Below are 19,008 nucleotides of genomic sequence, written 5' to 3'. Positions count from 1 at the left end.
CGGATGCCGTGAACCGGGGTTGTCTCGACATCGAACCGACCGATCTCTCGATGTCGAGACACCTCACGGCTCGCACCTAGAATCAACGGGTGACTGAAAACGTCGATGTTCTCCTCATCGGTGGCGGCATCATGTCCGCCACTCTCGGCACGCTGCTGAAGGACCTCCAGCCCGATCTGAAGATCGCGGTGCTGGAGCGCCTGAGCGACGTCGCGCAGGAGAGCTCGAACGCGTGGAACAACGCCGGCACCGGTCACGCGGCGCTGTGCGAGCTCAACTACACGCCCGAGGGCAAGGACGGCGTGATCGACCCCGCCAAGGCGGTCACGATCAACGAGCAGTTCCAGCAGAGCCGTCAGCTGTGGGCGTCTCTCGTGGCCGAGGGAGTGCTCGACGAGCCGTCGACGTTCATCAACGCGACCCCGCACATGACGTTCGTCCGCGGCGAGAAAGACGTCGCGTTCCTCCGCAAGCGTTACGAAGTGCTCAGGCAGCAGCCGCTGTTCGCCGGCATCGAGTACAGCGAGGACTCCCGCGTCATCAATCAGTGGGCGCCACTGCTGATGCAGAAGCGTCGCAAGGGGGAGCCGTTCGCCGCGACCCGTGTGCCCGCCGGCACCGACGTCGACTTCGGCTCGCTCACGCGGCAACTCTTCGCGAACCTCCGTGAGAAGGGCGTCGAGGTCGTCACCAATCACGACGTCAAGAAGCTGAAGAAGCAGAAGGACGGCACCTGGGAGGTCTCGTATCGCCACGTGATCGGCGGCACCCCGGGCTCGATCAACGCGAAGTTCGTCTTCGTCGGCGCGGGCGGCTGGGCGTTGAAGCTTCTGCAGCGCTCCGGCATCCCCGAGATCAAGGGCTACGGCGTCTTCCCCATCGGGGGGCAGTGGTTGAAGACCTCGAACCCCGACATCGTGTCGAAGCATCAGGCGAAGGTCTACTCGCAGGCTTCGGTCGGAGCCCCGCCCATGTCGGTGCCCCACCTCGACACCCGCGTCGTCGACGGCGAGTCGGCCCTGCTCTTCGGCCCGTTCGCCACCTTCAGCCCCAAGTTCTTGAAGAACGGCTCGATGCTCGACATCGTCACGCAGGTTCGCCCGCACAACATCGGGCCCATGCTCAAGGTGGCGATCGACAATCCCAGCCTCATCAAGTACCTCGTCGGCGAGCTGCTCAAGACGCACGCGAAGAAGGTCGAGAGCCTTCGCGTCTTCATGCCCGCCGCGAAGGACGAGGACTGGGAGCTGCTCGACGCCGGTCAGCGCGCCCAGGTCATGAAGCGCGACAAGGCCAAGGGTGGCGTGCTGCAGTTCGGCACCGAAGTCATCACCTCCGAGGACCGCTCGATCGCCGGGCTCCTCGGGGCGTCTCCGGGCGCGTCGACGGCCGTGTCGATCATGCTGGGCCTGATCAAGACGTGCTTCCCCGAGCGCATGCCCGAGTGGGAGCCGCGCCTGCGCGACCTGATCCCCAGCTACGGCGAAACGCTGAATACGCGTCCGGAGGTGGCTCGTAAAGAGCTCGATGCCACCGCCCGCGCGCTCGCGATCAACCCCTGAGGCAAACGTGGCGAAGCTGTACTTCCGCTACGGGGCGATGAACTCGGGCAAGTCCACGGCCCTGCTGCAGGCGGCGTACAACTACGAGGAGCGCGGTCAGCGCGTGCTGCTGGCCAAGCCCGAGATCGACACCAAGGGTGCCGCCCAGATCGAGAGCCGTCTCGGGGTGATGCGTGCGGTCGACTTCCTCGTCGGCCCCGACGACGACCTCCGCGAGGTCTTCCAGGCGGCCGCGGGACACGCACCCGTAGCCTGCCTGCTCGTCGACGAGGCGCAGTTCTTCACCCCGTCGCAAGTCGACGACCTTCTGCGCGTCGCCGTGCTCGACGGCATCCCGGTGCTCGCCTACGGCATCCGCACCGACTTCCGCACCGAGGCCTTCCCCGGTTCGGCACGACTGCTCGAGATCGCTCACAGCCTCGAGGAGCTCAAGACCATCTGCCGGTGCGGTCGCAAGGCGATCTTCAACGCCCGTCTGGTCGGCGGTCGCTTCGTCTTCGACGGCGACCAGGTCGCCATCGACCAAGGGCAGATCCAGGGCGAGGTCACGTACGAATCCATGTGCGCCGTCTGCTACCTGCGCGAATCCGGCGGGCGGCTCGACGGGCGCTGATCTCGTCATCGGTCTCGCGGAGCCGACGCTTGCGAGCGGTGTCGCCGCTGACCGATAGCCTGGGGGCATGCGCGTACTCCTGGCCGGCGGTGCCGGTTACATCGGAACTCACACGGCCGTGGCTCTGCTCGAGGCCGGCCACGACGTCGTCCTGCTCGACGACCTGTCGGGGACGCACGCCGTCGCCGCCGAACGGGTGGAGCAAATCACCGGAAAGCCCGCACCGCTGGTCGTCGGAGACGCTGCCGATGATGCCGTCGTCGCCGCCGCGTTCGACGAGCACGGCCCGATCGACGCGATCATCCACCTCGCCGCGTTCAAGGCCGTCGGCGAGTCGACGCAGAAGCCGCTGGCTTATTACTCCAACAACCTCGACACCACGTTCGCGCTGCTGCGGGTGGGTCTCGCCCACGGCATCCGCTCGTTCGTATTCTCCAGTACCGGAACCGTCTACTCAGATCCGGCCGACCTGCCGTTCACCGAGGAGTCGAGCACGAGCGTCGACCTCTCGAACGCGTACAGCAAGTCCAAGCGCATGAACGAGGTCGTGCTCGCCGACGTGGCGCGGGTGAACCCCGAGCTGAACGTCACGGTCCTGCGCTACTTCAACCCGGTGGGTGCGCACCCGTCGGGCCTCATCGGCGAAGATCCCGCCGGCATCCCGAACAACCTGATGCCCTACGTCTCGCGCGTCGCGATCGGCACGCTCGACGAGATCGGCGTCTTCGGTGACGACTACGACACCCCCGACGGCACGGGGCTGCGCGACTACATCCACGTCGTCGACCTTGCCGAGGGGCACGTCGCCGCCCTCGAGCGCGCGCAGCCCGGACACCAGGTGTTCAATCTCGGCACGGGCCGCCCGGTGAGCGTGCTCGAGCTCGTCGCATCCTTCGAGAAGGCGGTGGGCCACGACCTGCCGAAGAAGATCCTCGACCGCCGCCCCGGCGACGTCGCCGCCACGTACTGCGACCCGACGAAGGCCGGCGAGCTGCTGGGGTGGCGTACGCGCCTGTCCATCGACGACGCATGCCGCGATTACTGGAACTGGCAGACCACCAACCCCGCCGGGTACGTCACGGCGGCCGACGCCTGATCAGCCGCGCGTAGGGTGGTGTGGTCCGGCCACACCGCACGACCGGTCGAACAGGGGATGCCATGGCCAGCACCGCACCGCGAGCGTGGCAGGTCGTCCTCGAGCGGATCGAGAGCGATCTGCGCGACGGACGTCTGACGGCCGGCGACCGGCTGGTACCGGAACGAGAACTCGCCACACAGCTCGGCGTCGGCCGATCGAGCGTCCGCGAAGCGGTCCGTGTGCTCGAGGTGCTCGGCGTCGTTCGCACCGCGACCGGCTCGGGGCCCACGGCGGGGGCCATGATCGTCACCACTCCCCGCGGGGGCCTCGCGGCCTTCCTGCGGCTGCAGGTGGCGGCCAACGGCTTCCCTCTGGCCGACGTCGTGCGCACGCGCATCGTGCTCGAATGCGACGTCGCCGAGCGCCTCGCGCAGGCGGACGTCGACCTCTCCGGCGTTCACGACGTGCTGGGGGCGATGGATGCCGACGGCCTGACACCCGAGGAGTTCCTCGCCCTCGACGCGCGCTTCCACCAGATCCTCGCCGAGGTGTCGGGAAACGCCGTGATCTCGGCCATGATGGCCGGACTCCGCAGCTCCATCGAGGCGTACACGGGGGCGGGCGCCTCCCGCCTGGATGCGTGGCCCACGGTGGTGGACCGGCTGCGGCGCGAGCACCGGCACATCGTTGACGCGGTGTCGCGCGGCGAGGCCGACGAAGCACGTGAGGCCGTCCGCTCCCACATCACCCGCTACTACACCGAGGTGGCGCAGGCTCAGCGTGCCGACGTCGCCGGTTCCGCCATCGTGACCACCGCCTGAGGAGGACCCCCGTGACAGATCGACCCGCGCGTCCGCCGCGTCCCCAGCACATCCTGCACGTCGTCTCGACCGAGCGACTGAGTCCGCACCTCGTGCGCATCCACGCCCGCGGCGATGACCTCGCCGCGTTCCGCGAGAGCCCGCACACCGATCGTTACGTGAAGATCACCTTCGCCAAGCCCGAGCTCGGTCTCGAACCGCCCTACGATCTCGCCGCGCTCCGCGAGACCCTCCCTCCGGAAGACCTCCCCGTGACACGCACCTACACGGTCCGCGCGGTGGACGGCGATCAGGTCGCCATCGACTTCGTCGTGCACGGAGACGAGGGGCTGGCCGGCCCCTGGGCCGCGCGCGCACAACCCGGCGACCGTCTGGTGGTGTCGTCGCCCGGCGGGGGCTACGCGCCGGACAGGGCCGCGGCGTGGCACCTGTTCATCGGTGACGAGTCGGCCATCCCGGCCATCGCGGCGGCTCTCGAAGCCCTGGCACCGGATGCCACCGGGGTGGCGTTCCTCGAGGTGCAGAACGCCGAAGAGCAGCTCGATCTCGTCGCCCCGGCCGGGGTGCGCATCGTGTGGGTGCATCGCGGTCGAGCGGAGGCCGGTGCGACCCCGGTCCTGGCGGACGCGGTGGCCGAATGGCAACCGTCCGACGGGCGGGGTCAAGTGTTCGCGCACGGGGAGCGCGAGAGCATGAAGGCGCTGCGCGACATCGTCTTCGGCCGGTGGGGGCTGGCGCGCGATCAGGTGTCGCTGTCGGGGTACTGGGCCTATGGCCGCACCGAAGACCGCTTCCAGGCTGAGAAGCGCGAGCCGATCGGTCAGATCCTCTGAGGTAGTCGAGGGTTTCGCGCCGCGGGCGGGCTGGCGATGCCACGCCATCCCGCCGGCCGCGGCGCCGTCCGGTGACCGCGCGGGTGGACTCCTGCGTGGTTCGACGACTGCGCGGGTGGACTGGAGCCGTCGAGTGTCCGCGACCGGGATCGCGGGGCTGGATGGAACGGCCGCGAGCAGTCGGACCGCGGCGGCGCACCCGGGCCGTGGTCGTCGCGTTTACTCTCCGGCGCGTTCGGGAAGCGTCGGCAGGAGCTTCTCGAGGAACGCGGCGGTGTCTTCCCATCCGTGCACGGCCTGGCACTCGACGCCCATGGCGAGTACCGGGTAGTCGTTGCCGTCGGGGTCGAGGCGGTCGCCCACGAAGAGCATGTCGTCGAGGGGAATGCCCGTCGCCTCGACGAGCTTGTTCATGCCGTAGGCCTTGTCGATGCCACGGTGGGTGATGTCGACCGACGTGGAACCGCCCGAGCGCACCTCGAGGTCGGGAATACGGGCGGCCACCGCCTCACGCAGGCTGTTCTTCTTCTCGCCGGTGGGGTCCCACGCCATCTTCGCCTCGAGCGGAGCGGACTGCCCGAGGGCCGAGAAGGTGATCTGCGAGCCGCGGTCCTCGAGGATGTCGCCCCACGGCTCCGCCTCCCACAGGCCCAGTCGCTCGGCCTCTTCGCGGACGGCCGACAGTGCGCGCTGCTTCTCGTCGTCGGTGAGGGAATGGGCGTAGACCGTCTCGATGCCCTCGGCGGTCAGGCGGTAGTACTGCGTGCCGCAGGTGGGCATGAGGTGGAAGTGCGCGAGCAGTGCGGGCGCGGCCTGCGGCAGACGCTCGACGACCTGCGTGCGGAACTGCTGCAGTTGTCCCCCCGAGATGATCGCGACCTCGACGCGCTCCGCCAGGGCGAGCAACAGATCGCCGATGCGGGGGTCGATGGCCGACTTCGACGGGGCGAGGGTGTCGTCGAGGTCGAAAGCGACGAGGCGGGGCGAGGCGTCGGACACGGTTCTCCTGGAGGTCTCGGGGTCGCGGTGCGGTCGACGCCCATCCGGGCGCGCACGGCGCGGAGCCGCAGACGGCCCACGATGATTCTACGGGGGAGCGTGTCACGACCCCGTCGGGTGGATCCCGGGTGACCGAGAGTGAGGCGGGCTCACCCGCCTTCGTCGGACCGAGGGTGATCATGGCGATGGTCGGCTGAGGGGTGCTGCAGTCCCCGCCGAAGTCGACCGTCCCGATCGATGCCGATGGCTTACCTACCTGAGCAGAAGAGCCCCCCGCGATCCGCGGGAGGCTCTCTGTTGCTGGAACCTCACAACCCCTCGACGAGCGGCTGGAGATTTCTCAATTGGTCGGGGTGACAGGATTTGAACCTGCGGCCTCGTCGTCCCGAACGACGCGCGCTACCAAGCTGCGCCACACCCCGTGAGCAACTTGAAAAGTCTACCCTGTTCCGGCCCGGTTCCGAACCAGAGCCGAGGTTCGGGCGAGTCGCGGGACATTCGCGAGGCCCCGATCTGGGCCACGCCCGCCGCGGGGGAGGCGGTTCGCGGCCGTCCTCGACGCGGGGTGACGAGGACGGCCGCGAACGGGGAGCCGTCGGCATGATCGATGCGGCCCATCATGGCGGCCGCAGGGGCACCGAGAGGGATCAGATCGCGGGGCCCGACCAGGCGCCCGACGTGTTCAGATCCTCGGAGTGGATCGGCGCCGCGCCACACTCCAGGCGATGATCCCTATCCCGATCGCCGCGGCGGCCGCACCTCCCGCCCCTCCCAGCGACGCCGCGGACATACCGGTCATCGCCAGGGCCGTGGGCGCGGCGGACGGAAAGGCCACGGGAGCCGGCGGGATCGCGGCAGCGGGCGGCGGGGTGGGAGACGATGTCGGATCGCTCGGAGGGGGCGTGGGCGTGAGCTGTTCGGTCTGCGCGGGGGAGGCGAATCGCTCCTGCCAGAGGTAATCGAGCGGGAGATGTGCGAGGGCGTCGGCATCCTGATCCGCTCGATCGACGCGCCACACGGCCGTGTAGACACCCGGTCCGGGCAGGTGCTCCGAGGTGACCTCGTAGGCGCCGGGCCCGGTTCTCGGGTCCGTTCGCAGGTCGAGACGCATCACGGGGTCGAGGTTCGACGGGATCTCGGTCGATTCGGCCGGATAGGCGCCCGTTCGATACACGTCGGCGGTCGCGGCTATCGCCACGAACGAACCGTCGGCATGGCGTGGCCACACGCCGTCGGCGGTCGACACGCTGACGCGATCGATGAAACGACCGTCTTTGATGCGCGCGGTCGTCTCGATGCGGGGGGAGAAGCGCACGAGTCGGGGTTCCGCGTCTTCTGCCGACAGCGTGAAGGTCGTGGGGCCGGCGGGCCCCGCGGATTCCTGCTGTCCGGGCGTGGAGAAGTAGTGGATCGCGGCGGAGCGCACGGAGAAGGTCCCCGTCGCCCGAACGCTGTACGGACGGCCGTCGTCGGACGAGGACGCGGGCGCGATGATGTCGTAGCTCTGTCCGGCGCGCACGTCCGTACGATCGCCTCGACCGGAGTCGGCGAACACGGCGTTGTCGAGGTGCAGGGTGCCCGTGGCCGACGGATCCACATCGGCGGTCACGGTGCCGCGGGTCGCGTCGTCGTCGCTCGTCGTCACCGCCAGGGCACCTCCGACGCGTGGAACGGCGATGCTTTCGGCCTCGGCGAGGTAGTGCACCGCCCGGTCCTGCACGGCCACGCTGTTCTCGGGGCTGGCTCGACGCATGATGTAGTCGATCGCCTCGGGGAAGCTGTCGCCGGTGTAGCCCCAGGAGTGAAGGGTGGTGTCACGGTCGACGATCGCTTTGACGGCCCACCCGACACCGGCGGCCTGCACGGGATCGTCGGTTTGTCCGTAGGTGCTGACCAGGTGGTTGATCGACACCAGCTGCTGCGGGCTCAGGCCGTTGACGTCCGACGAGACACCGCGGTCGGTCGTGGGATCGGTGGCGACGGGGAGACCGGGATGGATGCAGTAGGTGTGCACATCGCCGACCCGCATCGAACCGTGCCAGCCGGTGCGCGACAGCGGTGCCCAGGTGCCGAAGCCGGTGCCACGATCAGCGGCGTGGGCGGCCGGGGTGAGGCCGAGACCGCCCAGCAGCGCCGCGATGACGGTCAGCGCGGCGAGAGTTCGTCGATGTGACGGAGGTGGGTGATGCATGCGAGGAGTCCCTTTCGTTCGAAGAGACTCGATCGTCCATCAGGTCGCACGCGCGGAAACGAGGCAAGGGGCCGATCCGTGAATGGATCGGCCCCTTGCGCGGGTGGGGAGGATGCCTCAGCGGGGCAGCAGCGTCAGGAGGGTCGCCTCGGGGCGGCACCCGAACCGCACGGGCGCGTAGATCGAATGGCCGAGACCCGCGCTCACGTTCAACGGCACCGTGCGTCCATCGTGCGTCCACTCGCTGAGACCTCGGGCCTGGTCGAGCGGGATGTCGCAGTTGGACACGAGCGCGTTCCGGCTGAACGGCACGCGCACCTGCCCACCGTGCGTGTGGCCCGCCAGCAGGACGTCGGCACCGAAGTCGGTGAACGTGTCGAGCGTGCGCCGGTAGGGCGCGTGCATCACGCCGAGGGTGATGTCGGCGGCATCCAGGGTCTCGATGACGGGCGGGATCAGCTCGGGGTGATCCCAGCCGCGGTGGCCGTCGTTCACGCCGAAGGCGGTCACGCGCAGTCCCTTGATCTCCAGCGACACGGCCGTGTCGTCGAGGATGCTCCACCCGAGGTCGTCGGTGAAGAACCGATCCAGCGCGTCGACGTCGAGATGCTTGTGCGCCGGCAGGTGCCCTGACGGTCCGATGAAATAACGGAACGGGTTGCGCGGAGCCGGCTCCTGGTAGTCGTTCGAGCCGTGCACGACGAGACCCGGCACACCGCGGAGGGGGGACAGGGCCGTCCGAATGCCGGTGAGTCCGTCGCGGTGTCCGAGATTGTCGCCGGTGTTGATGACGAGATCGGGGGAGAGCTCCGCCAGGCGCGCCATCCACTCCTGCTTACGGTGCTGCCACGGCGCCATGTGAGCGTCGGAGACGTGCAGCACGCGGACAGGCTCGGCACCCTTCGGCAACAGCCGGAGCGCGTGGTAGCGCACCGTGAAGAGGTAACGCTCGACGCCGACGCCCCAGACGGCGGCCCCGACGGCCGCCGCCCCCGCGACCCCGAGGGGTGCGAGGGCGGCGGTCACCAGGGGACGCGTCACGGGCATTCCCGCGCCACGACCGACAGAGCGATCGCCGTGTTCCTGTTGGCGGCGGTGCCGCCCGCCGGGTTGGTGCTGACGACCTGACCCTCGGCCGGGGCGTTGGCGTCGCGCTGGCACGCTCCGATGGAGATGTTGGTGTACCCCGCGCTGGAGAGCGCCGCCTGGGCGGCATTCACCGTCTGTCCATCGACGCTCGGCACGGTGCCGGTCTGGCCGTTGCCGGGGTTGATCGTGATGGTCGATCCGGCCGGAGCGGAGCCCCCGTTGGGGCTCTGCGCGGCCACGGTTCCCTCACCGGACGAGGAGTCGACGGGGTCGCCCACGCTGACGCGGAAGCCGGCGCCGGTCAGAGTCGACCGGGCGCTGTCGATGCTCTGACCCACGACGTTGGGCAGATCGCGCTGCTGCGTGCGCAGCAGGTTCGAGACCGGGTCAGGGAACCGGTCGCCGCCGTAGAACTCGTTCGCGGCGCTCTGGATGTCGCGGGCGAGCACGTAACGCATGCTGCTGAGCTGGTTGCCCTTGGCGTATTCGCCGAACAGGTCCTTGTCGCCGTCCCAGTTGCCCACCCACACGGCGGTCGTCGCGTTCGTGGACGATTCGATCATCCAGGTCTGGAAGCCCTCGTGCGTGCCGGTCTTGCCCAATACGGGCGTACCGTCGCCGGGATTCGCGTCGACGCCGGTGCCACCGCGCTGCATGACGCCCTGGAGGGCGTACGCGGTGGTCGCGGCGATCTCGGGGGTGAGGGCCGCCTCGCACTTCCGCTCGGGGACGGGCCTCTCTTCGCCTTCAGCGGTGGTCACCTTGTCGATGACCTTCGGCTGGCAGTGGGTGCCGCCGTTGGCGACGGTCGCGAAGGCTCCGGCCATGGCGAGGGGCGAGACGTTGTCACTGCCGATCACCTCGTTGGCGTTCTCCATCCGGATGTCTTCGCCGGTTCCCGACTGCACGCCGAGCTTCTTCACAACCTTGGCGATGTCGCAGAGGTCGAGCTCCGCCGCCATCGCGAGGTAGCCGGTGTTGAGCGAGTCACGGGTGAACATCATCGGCGTGCCCACGTAGCCCTGGTTGCGCGCGAAGTTGTTGATGGTCGTGTTCTCTTGGTTCACCCAGTTTCCGGAACACGAGTTGGTCATGTTGGGCACCGGTCGCAGGCGACCGTTCAGTGACTCGTTGAGCGAGTGGCCCTTCTCAAGCCAGTCGACGAGTGTGAAGAGCTTGAATGTCGATCCGACCGGGAAACCGATCGAACCGCCATTGGTGGAGTCGCCGGCGAACACGATGGAGTTGTACGACGGGTCGGACAGGGCCAGCTCGGGGTCCTGCGTGAACTTCGTGTTCTGCGCGATGGCGAGGACGCGGCCGGTCTTGGCCTCGAGGCTCACCGCCGTCGACCCGAACTTCATGCCGTCGATGCTCTCGGGGGTGTTCTCGTTCATCGTGTTCTGCGCGGCATCCTGCATGCGCCAGTCCAGTGTCGTCTGGATGGTCAGACCGTCCTGGCGGAGCGCGCGCACGCGGTCGTCGACCTCGGCGCCGAAGGCCGGGTCGTTGAGGATCGTCGACACGACGTACTGGCAGAAGTACGCGGCACCCGACGAGCCGCAGCCCTGCTCGGTCTCGGACAGCTGCGGCGTGATGGGCTCGACCGCGAACTGCACGTACTGCTCGTGCGTGATCTTGCCGTCGGCCTCCATGCGGCTCAGCACGTAGAGCTGACGCCCCTTGGTCTCGCTGTATCCATCGGCCGCGGCGACGAGCTGCTCCTGCGTGATCTCGCCGTTGTCGCGCAGCGTGTACAGCGCCTGGATGGTGCTCTGATCGACGTCGTCGATCGAGCCGTCGGGCTGCTTGTTATACGCCGTTCCGTCTCCATCGATGATCGAGCCGTCCGGCTTGTCGACACGGAAGCGGTTGGGGTTCTGCACCATGCCGGCGAGGACCGCTGACTGTCCGACATTCAGCTGTGACGCCGAGATGTTGAAGTAACGCTTGGCGGCGGCGTCGATGCCGTAGGTCACACCGCCGAAGTTCGCGATGTTCAGGTAGCCCAGAAGGATCTGGTCCTTCGAGTACTCCTTCTCGAGCTGGATCGCGTAGCGCATCTCCTGCAGCTTGCGCTGGTAGCCCGCCGCGCCCTCGGCCTGTACGGCGGCGGACGCGCACTCGATGAGGGCTTCATCACGCGTCTTGCCGACCGGGTCGGTCTCGGTCGGCTCGACGGCCTTCGCGTCGCGTTCGCAACGCTGCACGAGCACGTTCTTCACGTACTGCTGGCTGATCGAGGAGCCACCCTGCGTGTCGCCGCTGGCGGCATTGTTGAGCAGCGCGCGCGTGGTGCCGATCAGGTCGACACCGCCGTGCTGGTAGTAGCGGGGGTCTTCCGACGACAGGACGGCGTCGTACATGACGGGCGCGATCTGCTCGAAGGTGACGGGGGAGCGGTTCTGGTCGTAGAACTTCGCCAGCACCCGGTCACCGGCCGTCAGCGTGGTGGGCTGCATGAGCTCGTCGGGCTGCAGATAGCTCGGCATCTTGTCGAAGATCGTGATGGCGCTGGAGGCAGCGGCACCGGAAACGGCGATGGCCGGCGTGACGGCTGCGGTGACCAGGAGTCCGGCGACCGCGCTGAGTCCGACGAGGCCCAGGATGCCGCCGAGGGCACCGCTAGCCGTACGTTTGTTCTCGGGCATAGGCTTGATGCTAAGCGACGTTGCTGGGCGATGCCTTGAAGGCGTGCGCTCGCGCGCGTACGCCATCCGTCCGCGCGCACGATCGTTGCGCGCCGAGCCATCGCCGGGAGCCCGACAATGACCACGTGGGAATACCTCACCACTCCGCTGCTGATCCACAACACCGCCGCCATCCTCAACAACTGGGGCAAGCAGGGGTGGGAGCTCGTGCAGGTGGTGCCCGGCCCCGAGGGGGGACTCGTGGCCTATCTCAAGCGTCCGACCGGCGGCGGTACCGCCAACGCCGGCCTGGGCGCCGCCGAGGTCGCCGCGCGCCAGTTCGAAGGCCAGCAGTGACCGTCTCCGAGCGCCTCGCCGAACTCGGCGTCGACCTGCCGGCCGTCGTTCCCCCCGTTGCCGCCTACATCCCGGCGAAGCGCCACGGCGATCTCGTGTACACCTCGGGCCAGCTTCCGATGGTGCAGGGCGCCCTCCCCGCGACGGGCAAGGTCGGTGAGTCCGAGGGCCTCGTCTCGCCGGCGGATGCCAGGTCGTACGCCCGTCAGTGCGCGCTCAACGCCATCGCGGCGGCGGCCGCGGTGGTCGGGGGTGTCGACAACCTCGGCGGCGTGCTCAAACTCACCGGCTTCGTGGCATCCGTTCCCGAGTTCACCGGCCAGCCGGCCGTCATCAACGGGGCGAGCGAATTGTTCGGCGAGGTCTTCGGCGAGGCCGGCGCGCACGCGCGTTCTGCGGTCGGTGTGCCCGTCCTTCCCCTGGACAGCCCGGTCGAGGTCGAGGTCGTCTTCACCGTCGCCTGATCACCGACGGCAGTGCCAGGAAGCGAAAGCGTAACCTAGCGTGTCATTTCGGTTTTCAGAATATGCCCATCGAATGATTAGGGTATTTACGGGGAAGCGCACCTGCGCTCGCCTTCCACGTGCTGTGGGGGGCACATTCTTTAGGGGAAAACGGGGAAACATGAAGAAGACGACGAAATTCTGGGCGGCCGGCGCAACGGCGCTCGCCCTCGCGGTCGGTGCCGGGATCAGCGTCCCCGCTGCCTACGCGGCCGACATCACGGGTGATGTTCGGGTCACGCTGGACTTCACCACGCCCAACGAGGTCGACGTCGCGGTCTGGGCGAAGAACACTTCGGCCGTCACCGCGTACGGCTCGGCGACGGTCGCCCAGACCAACGGGTGGATCGAGACCTTCAGCGAGAAGCGCTTCGCGCCCGGTGAGACGTGGACCTGGTCGGCGTCGTTCGACGGGTACGACTGCAGCGACCTCGACACCACCGCGGGTGTCGCTTTCGGTTCGTCCTCGCGTGGCGGCGACCCGGAGTGGACCTCGGGCGTCATCACGGCGTGGGACTCGCGCGTCACCGTGATCGGCTGCGACCTGCCGCCGACGCCGACGCCCACCCCGACTGTCACGCCGACCGCGACGCCCACCGCGACGCCGACGGCCACGCCCACGGCTACGCCGACCGCGACGCCCACCGCTCAGCCGACGTCCACGCCGACGCCGACCGCGACCCCGACCGGTGGCCCGACGCCGACCGCCACGCCGACGGCCACCTCGACGCCGACGGTTGCACCGACCGCCTCGCCGACGGCCACCGCGACCGCGGTTCCCGTGCCGGCCGGCAACGGTCAGTCCGGTAAGGGCTCGCTCGCGACGACCGGTATGTCCGGCGCCTCGCTGCTGCCGATCGCGCTGATCGCCGCCGGTGTCCTCGCCGCCGGTGCATTCATCCTGCTGCTGCGTCGCCGCCGCTCGATCTGATAACGACGAGACGGGGCCGTTCGGATGAACGGCCCCGTCTTCGTGTCTGCGGGCGGTGATGCCGCGCGGCTCGTCGTTGCGTGGATGCCCGGTCACCCGGCATCCACGCAACGACGGTGTCATTTCACCTGGCCGCTGATCACGCTCATCACGGCGGTGTCGGCCAGCGTCGTGGTGTCGCCGACCTCGCGGCCTTCGGCCACATCGCGCAAGAGGCGGCGCATGATCTTGCCCGAGCGGGTCTTGGGCAGTTCGCCGACGATGTAGACGTCGCGCGGGCGGGCGATGGGCCCGATCTGCTCGCCGACCCACCGCCGGAGCTCGTCGCCGAGACCGTCGACGGGCTTCTGCTTGAGGTAGCGGCTCTTGATGATCACGAATGCGACCACCGCCTGACCCGTGGTCTCGTCGGAGGCCCCCACGACGGCCGCTTCGGCCACGCCCTCGTGCCCCACGAGCGCGGATTCGATCTCGGCCGTCGACAGGCGGTGTCCCGAGACGTTCATGACGTCATCCACGCGTCCGAGCAGCCAGACGTCGCCGTCCTCGTCGAGACGGGCGCCGTCGCCGGCGAAGTAGTAGCCCTTGTCGGCGAACTTGTCCCAGTACGTCTCGCGATAGCGGTCGGGGTCGCCCCAGATGCCGCGGAGCATGCTGGGCCACGGCTCGGTGACGACGAGCAGGCCGCCGCTGCCGGGAGCGACGGGTTCGCCGCTGTCGTCGACGACGGCGATCGAGATGCCGGGCAGCGGCACCTGTGCGGAACCGGGCTTGGTCTCCGTCACCCCCGGGAGGGCCGAGATCATGATCGCGCCCGTCTCGGTCTGCCACCACGTGTCGACGATCGGTGTCTCATCGGCACCGATGATCTCGCGGTACCAGACCCACGCCTCGGGGTTTATGGGTTCGCCCACCGACCCGAGGAGACGCAGCGATGACAGGTCGAACTTCTGCGGAACGTCGCGGCCGATCTTCATGAACGAGCGGATGGCCGTGGGCGCCGTGTAGAAGATGGTCACGCCGTGCTTCTCGATGAGCTCCCACCAGCGACCGGGGTGCGGCGTGTCGGGGGTTCCCTCGTACAGCAGCTGCGTCGCCCCGTTGGCGAGGGGGCCGTACGTGACGTAGGTGTGGCCGGTGATCCAGCCGATGTCGGCCGTGCACCAGTAGACGTCGGTCTCGGGGTGGACGTCGTGCACGACGCGGTTGGTGAACGCCGCCTGCGTGAGATATCCGCCAGACGTGTGCAGGATGCCCTTCGGCTTCCCCGTCGTACCCGAGGTGTACAAGATGAACAGAGGCGTCTCGGCGGGGAAGGCCTGCGCCTCGTGTTCGGACGACGCCTGCGGGACGACGTCGTGCCACCAGAGGTCGCGCTCCTCGGTCCACTCGACCTCGTTGCCCCCGCGCTTGACGACGATGACGTGCTCGACGGTCTCCTGGATGCCGGAGCCGTTGCGGTCGGAGAGCGACTGGTCGACTGCGGGTTTGAGGGGCGAGACCTTGCCCTTGCGCCAGCCGCCGTCGGCGGTGATCACGACCTTCGCTCCGGCATCGTCGATACGGGCGCGGAGACTGTCGGCCGAGAATCCGCCGAAGACGACCGAGTGGACCGCGCCGATGCGGGCAACCGCCAGCATCGAGGCGATCGCCTCGGGGATCATGGGCAGATAGAGGGCGACGCGGTCGCCCTTCTCGACACCGAGACCGGTGAGCACGTTCGCGAGGCGTTTTACCTCTTCGGTGAGCTCGGCGTAGGTGACGTTGCGCGAGTCGCCGGGTTCTCCCTCCCACCGCAGGGCGATGCGGTCGCCGTGGCCCGCCTCGACGTGTCGGTCGAGACAGTTGTAGGAGACGTTCAGCTCGCCGTCGGCGAACCACTCGGCGAACGGCGGATTCGACCAATCCAGCACCTGCGTGAAAGGCCTGTGCCAATGCAGGTCGCGCGCCTGTTCGGCCCAGAATCCCTCGCGGTCGGCGGCCGCGCGTTCGTACAGGGCGCGGTCGCCCACGGCGTTGTCGACGAATCCGGCCGACGGCGGGAACCGGCGGGATTCGGAGAGGAGGTGGTCGATCTGGCTGCTCATCGCGGCGCTCCTTCGCGTTACGTGACGCCCGCGTCAGCGCACGGCGTCTTCACCTGGGTCACGCTATCGAGCCCCTCCGACGGGGGCCACCTCCGATAGTTGGCATCCCGAGTTCGGCGAAACAGGTGATATATCGCGGTGAATAGGTGCGTCGAGTTGGTGCGGAGTTTTCGGCACGCGTAATCTAAACGAGCCCGAACATCGCTTCCGGCATTTGCGTCCGGGGGGAGCCCCCCAATATTCCTCCGGCCGCACGGCGGCATCCCTCGCCCCCCACTGACGGGATGCCGCCTCCTCCTTTTGCGGCTCCGTCCCTGATTCTGCGTCGGCGGGGTGGGTGGTTCGCCGAGGCCCCTCCCCAGGTGTCGCATTCTCGCGGCCGTCCACGGATGGCATGTCTTCGCCGACGGCGGGCCAGGCATGGTCCCTACGGTCGTCGGCATGCCCTCGCTCGCTCCGGTCCATCCGATCGACCCCGACCCCGCCTCCGCCGCCTGGCGGGATCCGGCGCTGGCGTTCCTGCGCCCGTTCCTCGACGATCCCGCCGTCACCGATCTCTTCATCAACGGTGACCGTGGCCTCTTCGTCGACCGGGGCGACGGAGCCGAACGCGTGTCGTCGTGGCGCGCGAGCGAAATAGAGGTGCGCCACGTGGCCGTCCGCCTCATCGCGCTGGGCGGGCGGCACCTCGACGACGCCTCGCCGTGCGTCGACGTCCGCCTCCATCGAGGGGTGCGCGTGCATGCCGTCCTCGCCCCCGTCGCCGCGAGCGGAACCACGCTGTCGGTGCGCGTACCGCGCTGGGACGCGCCGGATCTGTCTGACCTCGAACGCAGCGGCATGCTCTCCCGGGGCCAACGCGAACACCTTCAGAGCATGGTGGAGCGTCGCGAGAACGTGCTGATCACGGGAGCCACGGGGGCCGGGAAGACGACATTGCTGTCGGCCCTGCTCTCGCACGTGCCGTCCACGCAGCGCATCATCACGGTCGAGGAGGTGGCCGAACTGCGCCCCGCGCACCCGCACCACGTCGCCCTCGAGGCTCGGCAGCCGAACATCGAGGGTACCGGCGGCATACCGCTGGCCCGTCTCGTCCGTGAAGCCCTGAGGATGCGACCTGACCGATTGGTCGTGGGCGAGTGTCGCGGCGAGGAACTGCGAGAGCTGCTCATGGCGCTCAACACCGGTCACGACGGAGGGGCCGGAACCTTGCACGCGAGCGGCCTCACCGACGTGGCGGCCCGGCTCGAGGCACTCGGAGCGCTCGCGGGAATGGATGCCGCGGCCACGGCGCGACAGACGGTCAGCGCCATCGACGCGGTCGTCCACGTCGAGCGGATCGCCGGGCGGCGGCGCGTGAGCGGGTGGGGGCGCCCCGCCGCGCACGCGGGACGCATCACGATCGAGCCCGAGCGATGGCCGTGAGAACCGCCGCACGCGACGGCCTCGACGCGACTCCGGCCGACCCGATCGAGACGATCATGCGCCTCGCGGTCCTGTTGTCGGCCGGCCTGACCCCGGCGAATGCCTGGAGGCACCTCGCCGACACCGGAGACCCCGTCTGCCGCGCGGCCGCGCGCGCCGCCGCCGAAGGTGACGACGTCGGCGCCGTGCTTGCTGGGGCTGGGGTGTCATGGACCGACGTCGCTGCGGTCTGGTCGGTCGCGGTTCACACGGGCGCACCCCTCGCCGATACGCTCCGGGCGGTGGGCGGCGCCCTCCGCGACGCCACCGAGGTCGTGGCCGATGTGAGCGTCGCCCTGGCGGAGCCTGCCGCCACGGCCAAGCTCCTGGGCTGGTTACCCGTCCTGGGTGTGCCGATGGGGATGGCCCTCGGGTTCGACTCCGTCGGCATCCTGCTCTCCGACCCGGCGGGAATGGCCTGCCTCGCATCGGGCAGCACTCTCATCGTGATCGCGCAGTCGTGGTCACGACGGCTCTTGCGCCGCGCCCGGCCGCCCACGGCGGTCCCGGGGCTCCGCGCCGAACTGTGGGCCGTCGCCCTCTCCGCCGGAGTGTCCGCTGACCGCGCACGCTCGCTGGTGGACAGCGCGCTGCGCTCTCGCCCGCCGGTCGACTCGCCCGATGCCGCGGCGCAGACGGTCGCGTTCGCCCACCGAGCCGGGGTCCCCGCCGCGGAGCTGCTTCGCGCCGACGCCTGGCTCGCCCGACAGCGCGCACGAACAGCGGGACGCACGGCGGCGGCACGGTTGTCGACGCGGCTGCTGCTTCCTCTCGGGATCTGCACGCTTCCCGCGTTCCTCCTTCTCGCGGTCGCCCCGATGATGCTCGGCATCCTGAGGTCCGGGGCCCTTCCGTGACTTCTCACCCCCATCGCCCCCCCGACGCACCTCCCTCACCTCCCTCACTTCGACCCCAGGAGTTCTCCATGACCGCGTTTCCCCACCCGTTCCGTCCGCAGCGCCCGGTAGCGGACGTGCCGCTGTTGACGACCGCGCGCGCCGGCGCGCTGTTCCTCGACGATCGCGGTGCGGCGACGGCCGAGTACGCCATCGCGACGATGGCGGCCGTCGCCTTCGCCGGCTTGCTCGTCGTCATCATGCGCAGCGACGAAGTCCGCGGCATCCTGACCGATCTGGTCCGCCGCGCCCTCACCGTGCAATGACGCGGCGGCTGCTCGACGACCGGGGAGCCGTCGCCGCGGAATTCGCGGTGGCCCTCCCGGCCGTGATCATCGTTCTCGCGCTCGGCGTCGGGGTCCTCGGATCGGCGGCGGCGACCGTGCGTCTGCAACACGCCGCGACGGAAGCCGCCCGCCTGCTCGGTCGCGGCGACACCGACGCCCTCGTCGGCATCGCCGAGACCGGAGGGACGGCGTCCGTCGAACGTCACGACGGGCTGGTGTGCGTGGCGGCCGTGGCACCGGTTCCGGCGGGACCGGCGCTGCCGGCCGTCACGGCACGTGCGTGCGCGCTCGATGGAGGCCGGTGATGGCCGGTAGCGTCTCGGTCGTCGGTGTCGTCGCGACGCTGGTGGCCGTGACCGTCTCGCTCGGGATCGCGGGCGCCGCGGCGATCGAAGCCCAGCGGGTGGCCGGCGTCGCCGACGCCGCCGCGCTCGCTGCGGCCGACGCCGCGAGCGGGGCGGTGCCCGGCGCGCCGTGCGAGCAGGCCGGACGGATCGCCGCGGCGCACGCGGTCCGTCTGGTCCGGTGCGATCTGGAGGGTCTCATCGCCACCATCTCCGTCGGTGGGGCGTACGGTGGAATTCCATTCGATGCGCGCTCCCGGGCCGGACCCCCCGACGCGTCCGCCCCGTGAGACCTCCCGGAACCCGAACAGGGAGGCGTGTGT

The 19,008-nt window shown here is 69.3% G+C and carries 18 protein-coding genes and 1 tRNA gene; 13 read left to right on the top strand and 6 right to left on the bottom strand.

Annotated features, from left to right (window positions below; all coding sequences use genetic code 11):
* Positions 1-89 precede the first annotated feature (89 nt).
* The 5 genes from ACXKZF_RS11880 to ACXKZF_RS11860 all read left to right on the top strand — a co-directional run bounded on the left by ACXKZF_RS11880 (position 90) and on the right by ACXKZF_RS11860 (position 4,907).
* The gene (locus ACXKZF_RS11880; RefSeq protein ID WP_488984325.1) at positions 90-1,562 is read left to right on the top strand and encodes a malate:quinone oxidoreductase; all 1,473 of its coding nucleotides are present in this window, start codon (positions 90-92) and stop codon (positions 1,560-1,562) included.
* A gap of 7 nt (positions 1,563-1,569) precedes the next feature.
* Positions 1,570-2,175, top strand: a complete 606-nt coding sequence (locus ACXKZF_RS11875; RefSeq protein ID WP_055956382.1) for a thymidine kinase — start codon at positions 1,570-1,572, stop codon at positions 2,173-2,175.
* A 67-nt stretch (positions 2,176-2,242) separates the two neighbouring features.
* On the top strand, positions 2,243-3,271 hold the full coding sequence (galE, locus tag ACXKZF_RS11870) for a UDP-glucose 4-epimerase GalE (RefSeq protein ID WP_488984324.1): 1,029 nt from the start codon (positions 2,243-2,245) through the stop codon (positions 3,269-3,271).
* A gap of 62 nt (positions 3,272-3,333) precedes the next feature.
* Positions 3,334-4,074 (top strand): FadR/GntR family transcriptional regulator, encoded by a 741-nt coding sequence (locus ACXKZF_RS11865; RefSeq protein ID WP_488984323.1) that lies wholly within the window; start codon positions 3,334-3,336, stop codon positions 4,072-4,074.
* Between the two features lie 11 nt (positions 4,075-4,085).
* Positions 4,086-4,907: a siderophore-interacting protein gene (locus tag ACXKZF_RS11860; protein WP_243223665.1), complete on the top strand. Its 822-nt coding sequence runs from the start codon at positions 4,086-4,088 to the stop codon at positions 4,905-4,907.
* 219 nt (positions 4,908-5,126) lie between these two features.
* Here the strand turns inward: ACXKZF_RS11860 and ACXKZF_RS11855 are convergent, their stop codons facing one another.
* From ACXKZF_RS11855 to ACXKZF_RS11835, 5 genes are all read right to left on the bottom strand, one after another.
* A complete protein-coding gene (locus tag ACXKZF_RS11855; protein WP_488984322.1) occupies positions 5,127-5,906 on the bottom strand; it encodes an HAD-IIB family hydrolase in 780 nt (259 codons plus the stop codon).
* 345 nt (positions 5,907-6,251) lie between these two features.
* Positions 6,252-6,328: transfer RNA gene (locus tag ACXKZF_RS11850), tRNA-Pro, on the bottom strand.
* A 260-nt stretch (positions 6,329-6,588) separates the two neighbouring features.
* Positions 6,589-8,097: a hypothetical protein gene (locus ACXKZF_RS11845; protein WP_488984321.1), complete on the bottom strand. Its 1,509-nt coding sequence runs from the start codon at positions 8,095-8,097 to the stop codon at positions 6,589-6,591.
* A 117-nt stretch (positions 8,098-8,214) separates the two neighbouring features.
* Positions 8,215-9,144: a metallophosphoesterase gene (locus ACXKZF_RS11840; protein WP_055956400.1), complete on the bottom strand. Its 930-nt coding sequence runs from the start codon at positions 9,142-9,144 to the stop codon at positions 8,215-8,217.
* Positions 9,135-11,837 (bottom strand): transglycosylase domain-containing protein, encoded by a 2,703-nt coding sequence (locus tag ACXKZF_RS11835; RefSeq protein ID WP_488984320.1) that lies wholly within the window; start codon positions 11,835-11,837, stop codon positions 9,135-9,137. Before ACXKZF_RS11835 ends, ACXKZF_RS11840 begins: the two co-directional genes overlap by 10 nt.
* Before the next feature lie 117 nt (positions 11,838-11,954).
* Here ACXKZF_RS11835 and sp36 point away from each other — a divergent pair, with 117 nt between their 5' ends.
* The 3 genes from sp36 to ACXKZF_RS11820 all read left to right on the top strand — a co-directional run bounded on the left by sp36 (position 11,955) and on the right by ACXKZF_RS11820 (position 13,607).
* Positions 11,955-12,173, top strand: a complete 219-nt coding sequence (sp36, locus tag ACXKZF_RS11830; protein WP_055956407.1) for a Sp36 family protein — start codon at positions 11,955-11,957, stop codon at positions 12,171-12,173.
* Positions 12,170-12,637, top strand: coding sequence for a RidA family protein (locus tag ACXKZF_RS11825; protein ID WP_488984319.1), 468 nt, complete (start codon positions 12,170-12,172; stop codon positions 12,635-12,637). Before sp36 ends, ACXKZF_RS11825 begins: the two co-directional genes overlap by 4 nt.
* A 160-nt stretch (positions 12,638-12,797) precedes the next feature.
* Complete coding sequence (locus tag ACXKZF_RS11820; RefSeq protein WP_488984318.1) at positions 12,798-13,607, top strand: LPXTG cell wall anchor domain-containing protein; 810 nt, start codon at positions 12,798-12,800, stop codon at positions 13,605-13,607.
* A 119-nt stretch (positions 13,608-13,726) separates the two neighbouring features.
* Here ACXKZF_RS11820 and acs read toward each other — a convergent pair whose 3' ends face one another.
* Positions 13,727-15,694 (bottom strand): acetate--CoA ligase, encoded by a 1,968-nt coding sequence (gene acs / locus ACXKZF_RS11815; protein ID WP_488984317.1) that lies wholly within the window; start codon positions 15,692-15,694, stop codon positions 13,727-13,729.
* Between the two features lie 441 nt (positions 15,695-16,135).
* On the opposite strand from acs, the gene ACXKZF_RS11810 reads away from it, so the two are divergent.
* The 5 genes from ACXKZF_RS11810 to ACXKZF_RS11790 all read left to right on the top strand — a co-directional run bounded on the left by ACXKZF_RS11810 (position 16,136) and on the right by ACXKZF_RS11790 (position 18,975).
* The gene (locus tag ACXKZF_RS11810; RefSeq protein WP_055957175.1) at positions 16,136-17,119 is read left to right on the top strand and encodes a TadA family conjugal transfer-associated ATPase; all 984 of its coding nucleotides are present in this window, start codon (positions 16,136-16,138) and stop codon (positions 17,117-17,119) included.
* Positions 17,110-18,015, top strand: coding sequence for a type II secretion system F family protein (locus ACXKZF_RS11805; RefSeq protein ID WP_488984316.1), 906 nt, complete (start codon positions 17,110-17,112; stop codon positions 18,013-18,015). The genes ACXKZF_RS11810 and ACXKZF_RS11805 overlap by 10 nt, the downstream gene beginning before the upstream one ends.
* Positions 18,016-18,083: 68 nt before the next feature.
* Positions 18,084-18,320 carry a DUF4244 domain-containing protein gene (locus tag ACXKZF_RS11800; protein ID WP_488984315.1) on the top strand — a complete coding sequence of 79 codons (237 nt, stop codon included), beginning with the start codon at positions 18,084-18,086 and terminating at the stop codon, positions 18,318-18,320.
* The gene (locus tag ACXKZF_RS11795; RefSeq protein ID WP_488984314.1) at positions 18,317-18,646 is read left to right on the top strand and encodes a TadE family type IV pilus minor pilin; all 330 of its coding nucleotides are present in this window, start codon (positions 18,317-18,319) and stop codon (positions 18,644-18,646) included. Before ACXKZF_RS11800 ends, ACXKZF_RS11795 begins: the two co-directional genes overlap by 4 nt.
* The gene (locus ACXKZF_RS11790; protein WP_055956429.1) at positions 18,646-18,975 is read left to right on the top strand and encodes an Rv3654c family TadE-like protein; all 330 of its coding nucleotides are present in this window, start codon (positions 18,646-18,648) and stop codon (positions 18,973-18,975) included. Before ACXKZF_RS11795 ends, ACXKZF_RS11790 begins: the two co-directional genes overlap by 1 nt.
* Positions 18,976-19,008 lie beyond the last annotated feature (33 nt).

This window comes from Microbacterium sp. ABR10, assembly GCF_057812175.1.
Note: the sequence above shows the minus strand (reverse complement) of the source record. Positions and strands in the feature narration are given on the sequence as shown.

Excerpts from the sequence above, each read along its gene's own strand:
- galE (WP_488984324.1), top strand. The coding sequence starts at position 2,243 with ATGCGCGTACTCCTGGCCGGCGGTGCCGGTTACATCGGAACTCACACG.
- acs (WP_488984317.1), bottom strand. The coding sequence starts at position 15,694 with ATGAGCAGCCAGATCGACCACCTCCTCTCCGAATCCCGCCGGTTCCCG.
- ACXKZF_RS11835 (WP_488984320.1), bottom strand. The coding sequence starts at position 11,837 with ATGCCCGAGAACAAACGTACGGCTAGCGGTGCCCTCGGCGGCATCCTG.
- sp36 (WP_055956407.1), top strand. The coding sequence starts at position 11,955 with ATGACCACGTGGGAATACCTCACCACTCCGCTGCTGATCCACAACACC.
- ACXKZF_RS11820 (WP_488984318.1), top strand. The coding sequence starts at position 12,798 with ATGAAGAAGACGACGAAATTCTGGGCGGCCGGCGCAACGGCGCTCGCC.
- ACXKZF_RS11840 (WP_055956400.1), bottom strand. The coding sequence starts at position 9,144 with ATGCCCGTGACGCGTCCCCTGGTGACCGCCGCCCTCGCACCCCTCGGG.
- ACXKZF_RS11845 (WP_488984321.1), bottom strand. The coding sequence starts at position 8,097 with ATGCATCACCCACCTCCGTCACATCGACGAACTCTCGCCGCGCTGACC.
- ACXKZF_RS11810 (WP_055957175.1), top strand. The coding sequence starts at position 16,136 with ATGCCCTCGCTCGCTCCGGTCCATCCGATCGACCCCGACCCCGCCTCC.
- ACXKZF_RS11790 (WP_055956429.1), top strand. The coding sequence starts at position 18,646 with ATGGCCGGTAGCGTCTCGGTCGTCGGTGTCGTCGCGACGCTGGTGGCC.
- ACXKZF_RS11805 (WP_488984316.1), top strand. The coding sequence starts at position 17,110 with ATGGCCGTGAGAACCGCCGCACGCGACGGCCTCGACGCGACTCCGGCC.
- ACXKZF_RS11795 (WP_488984314.1), top strand. The coding sequence starts at position 18,317 with ATGACGCGGCGGCTGCTCGACGACCGGGGAGCCGTCGCCGCGGAATTC.
- ACXKZF_RS11800 (WP_488984315.1), top strand. The coding sequence starts at position 18,084 with ATGACCGCGTTTCCCCACCCGTTCCGTCCGCAGCGCCCGGTAGCGGAC.
- ACXKZF_RS11865 (WP_488984323.1), top strand. The coding sequence starts at position 3,334 with ATGGCCAGCACCGCACCGCGAGCGTGGCAGGTCGTCCTCGAGCGGATC.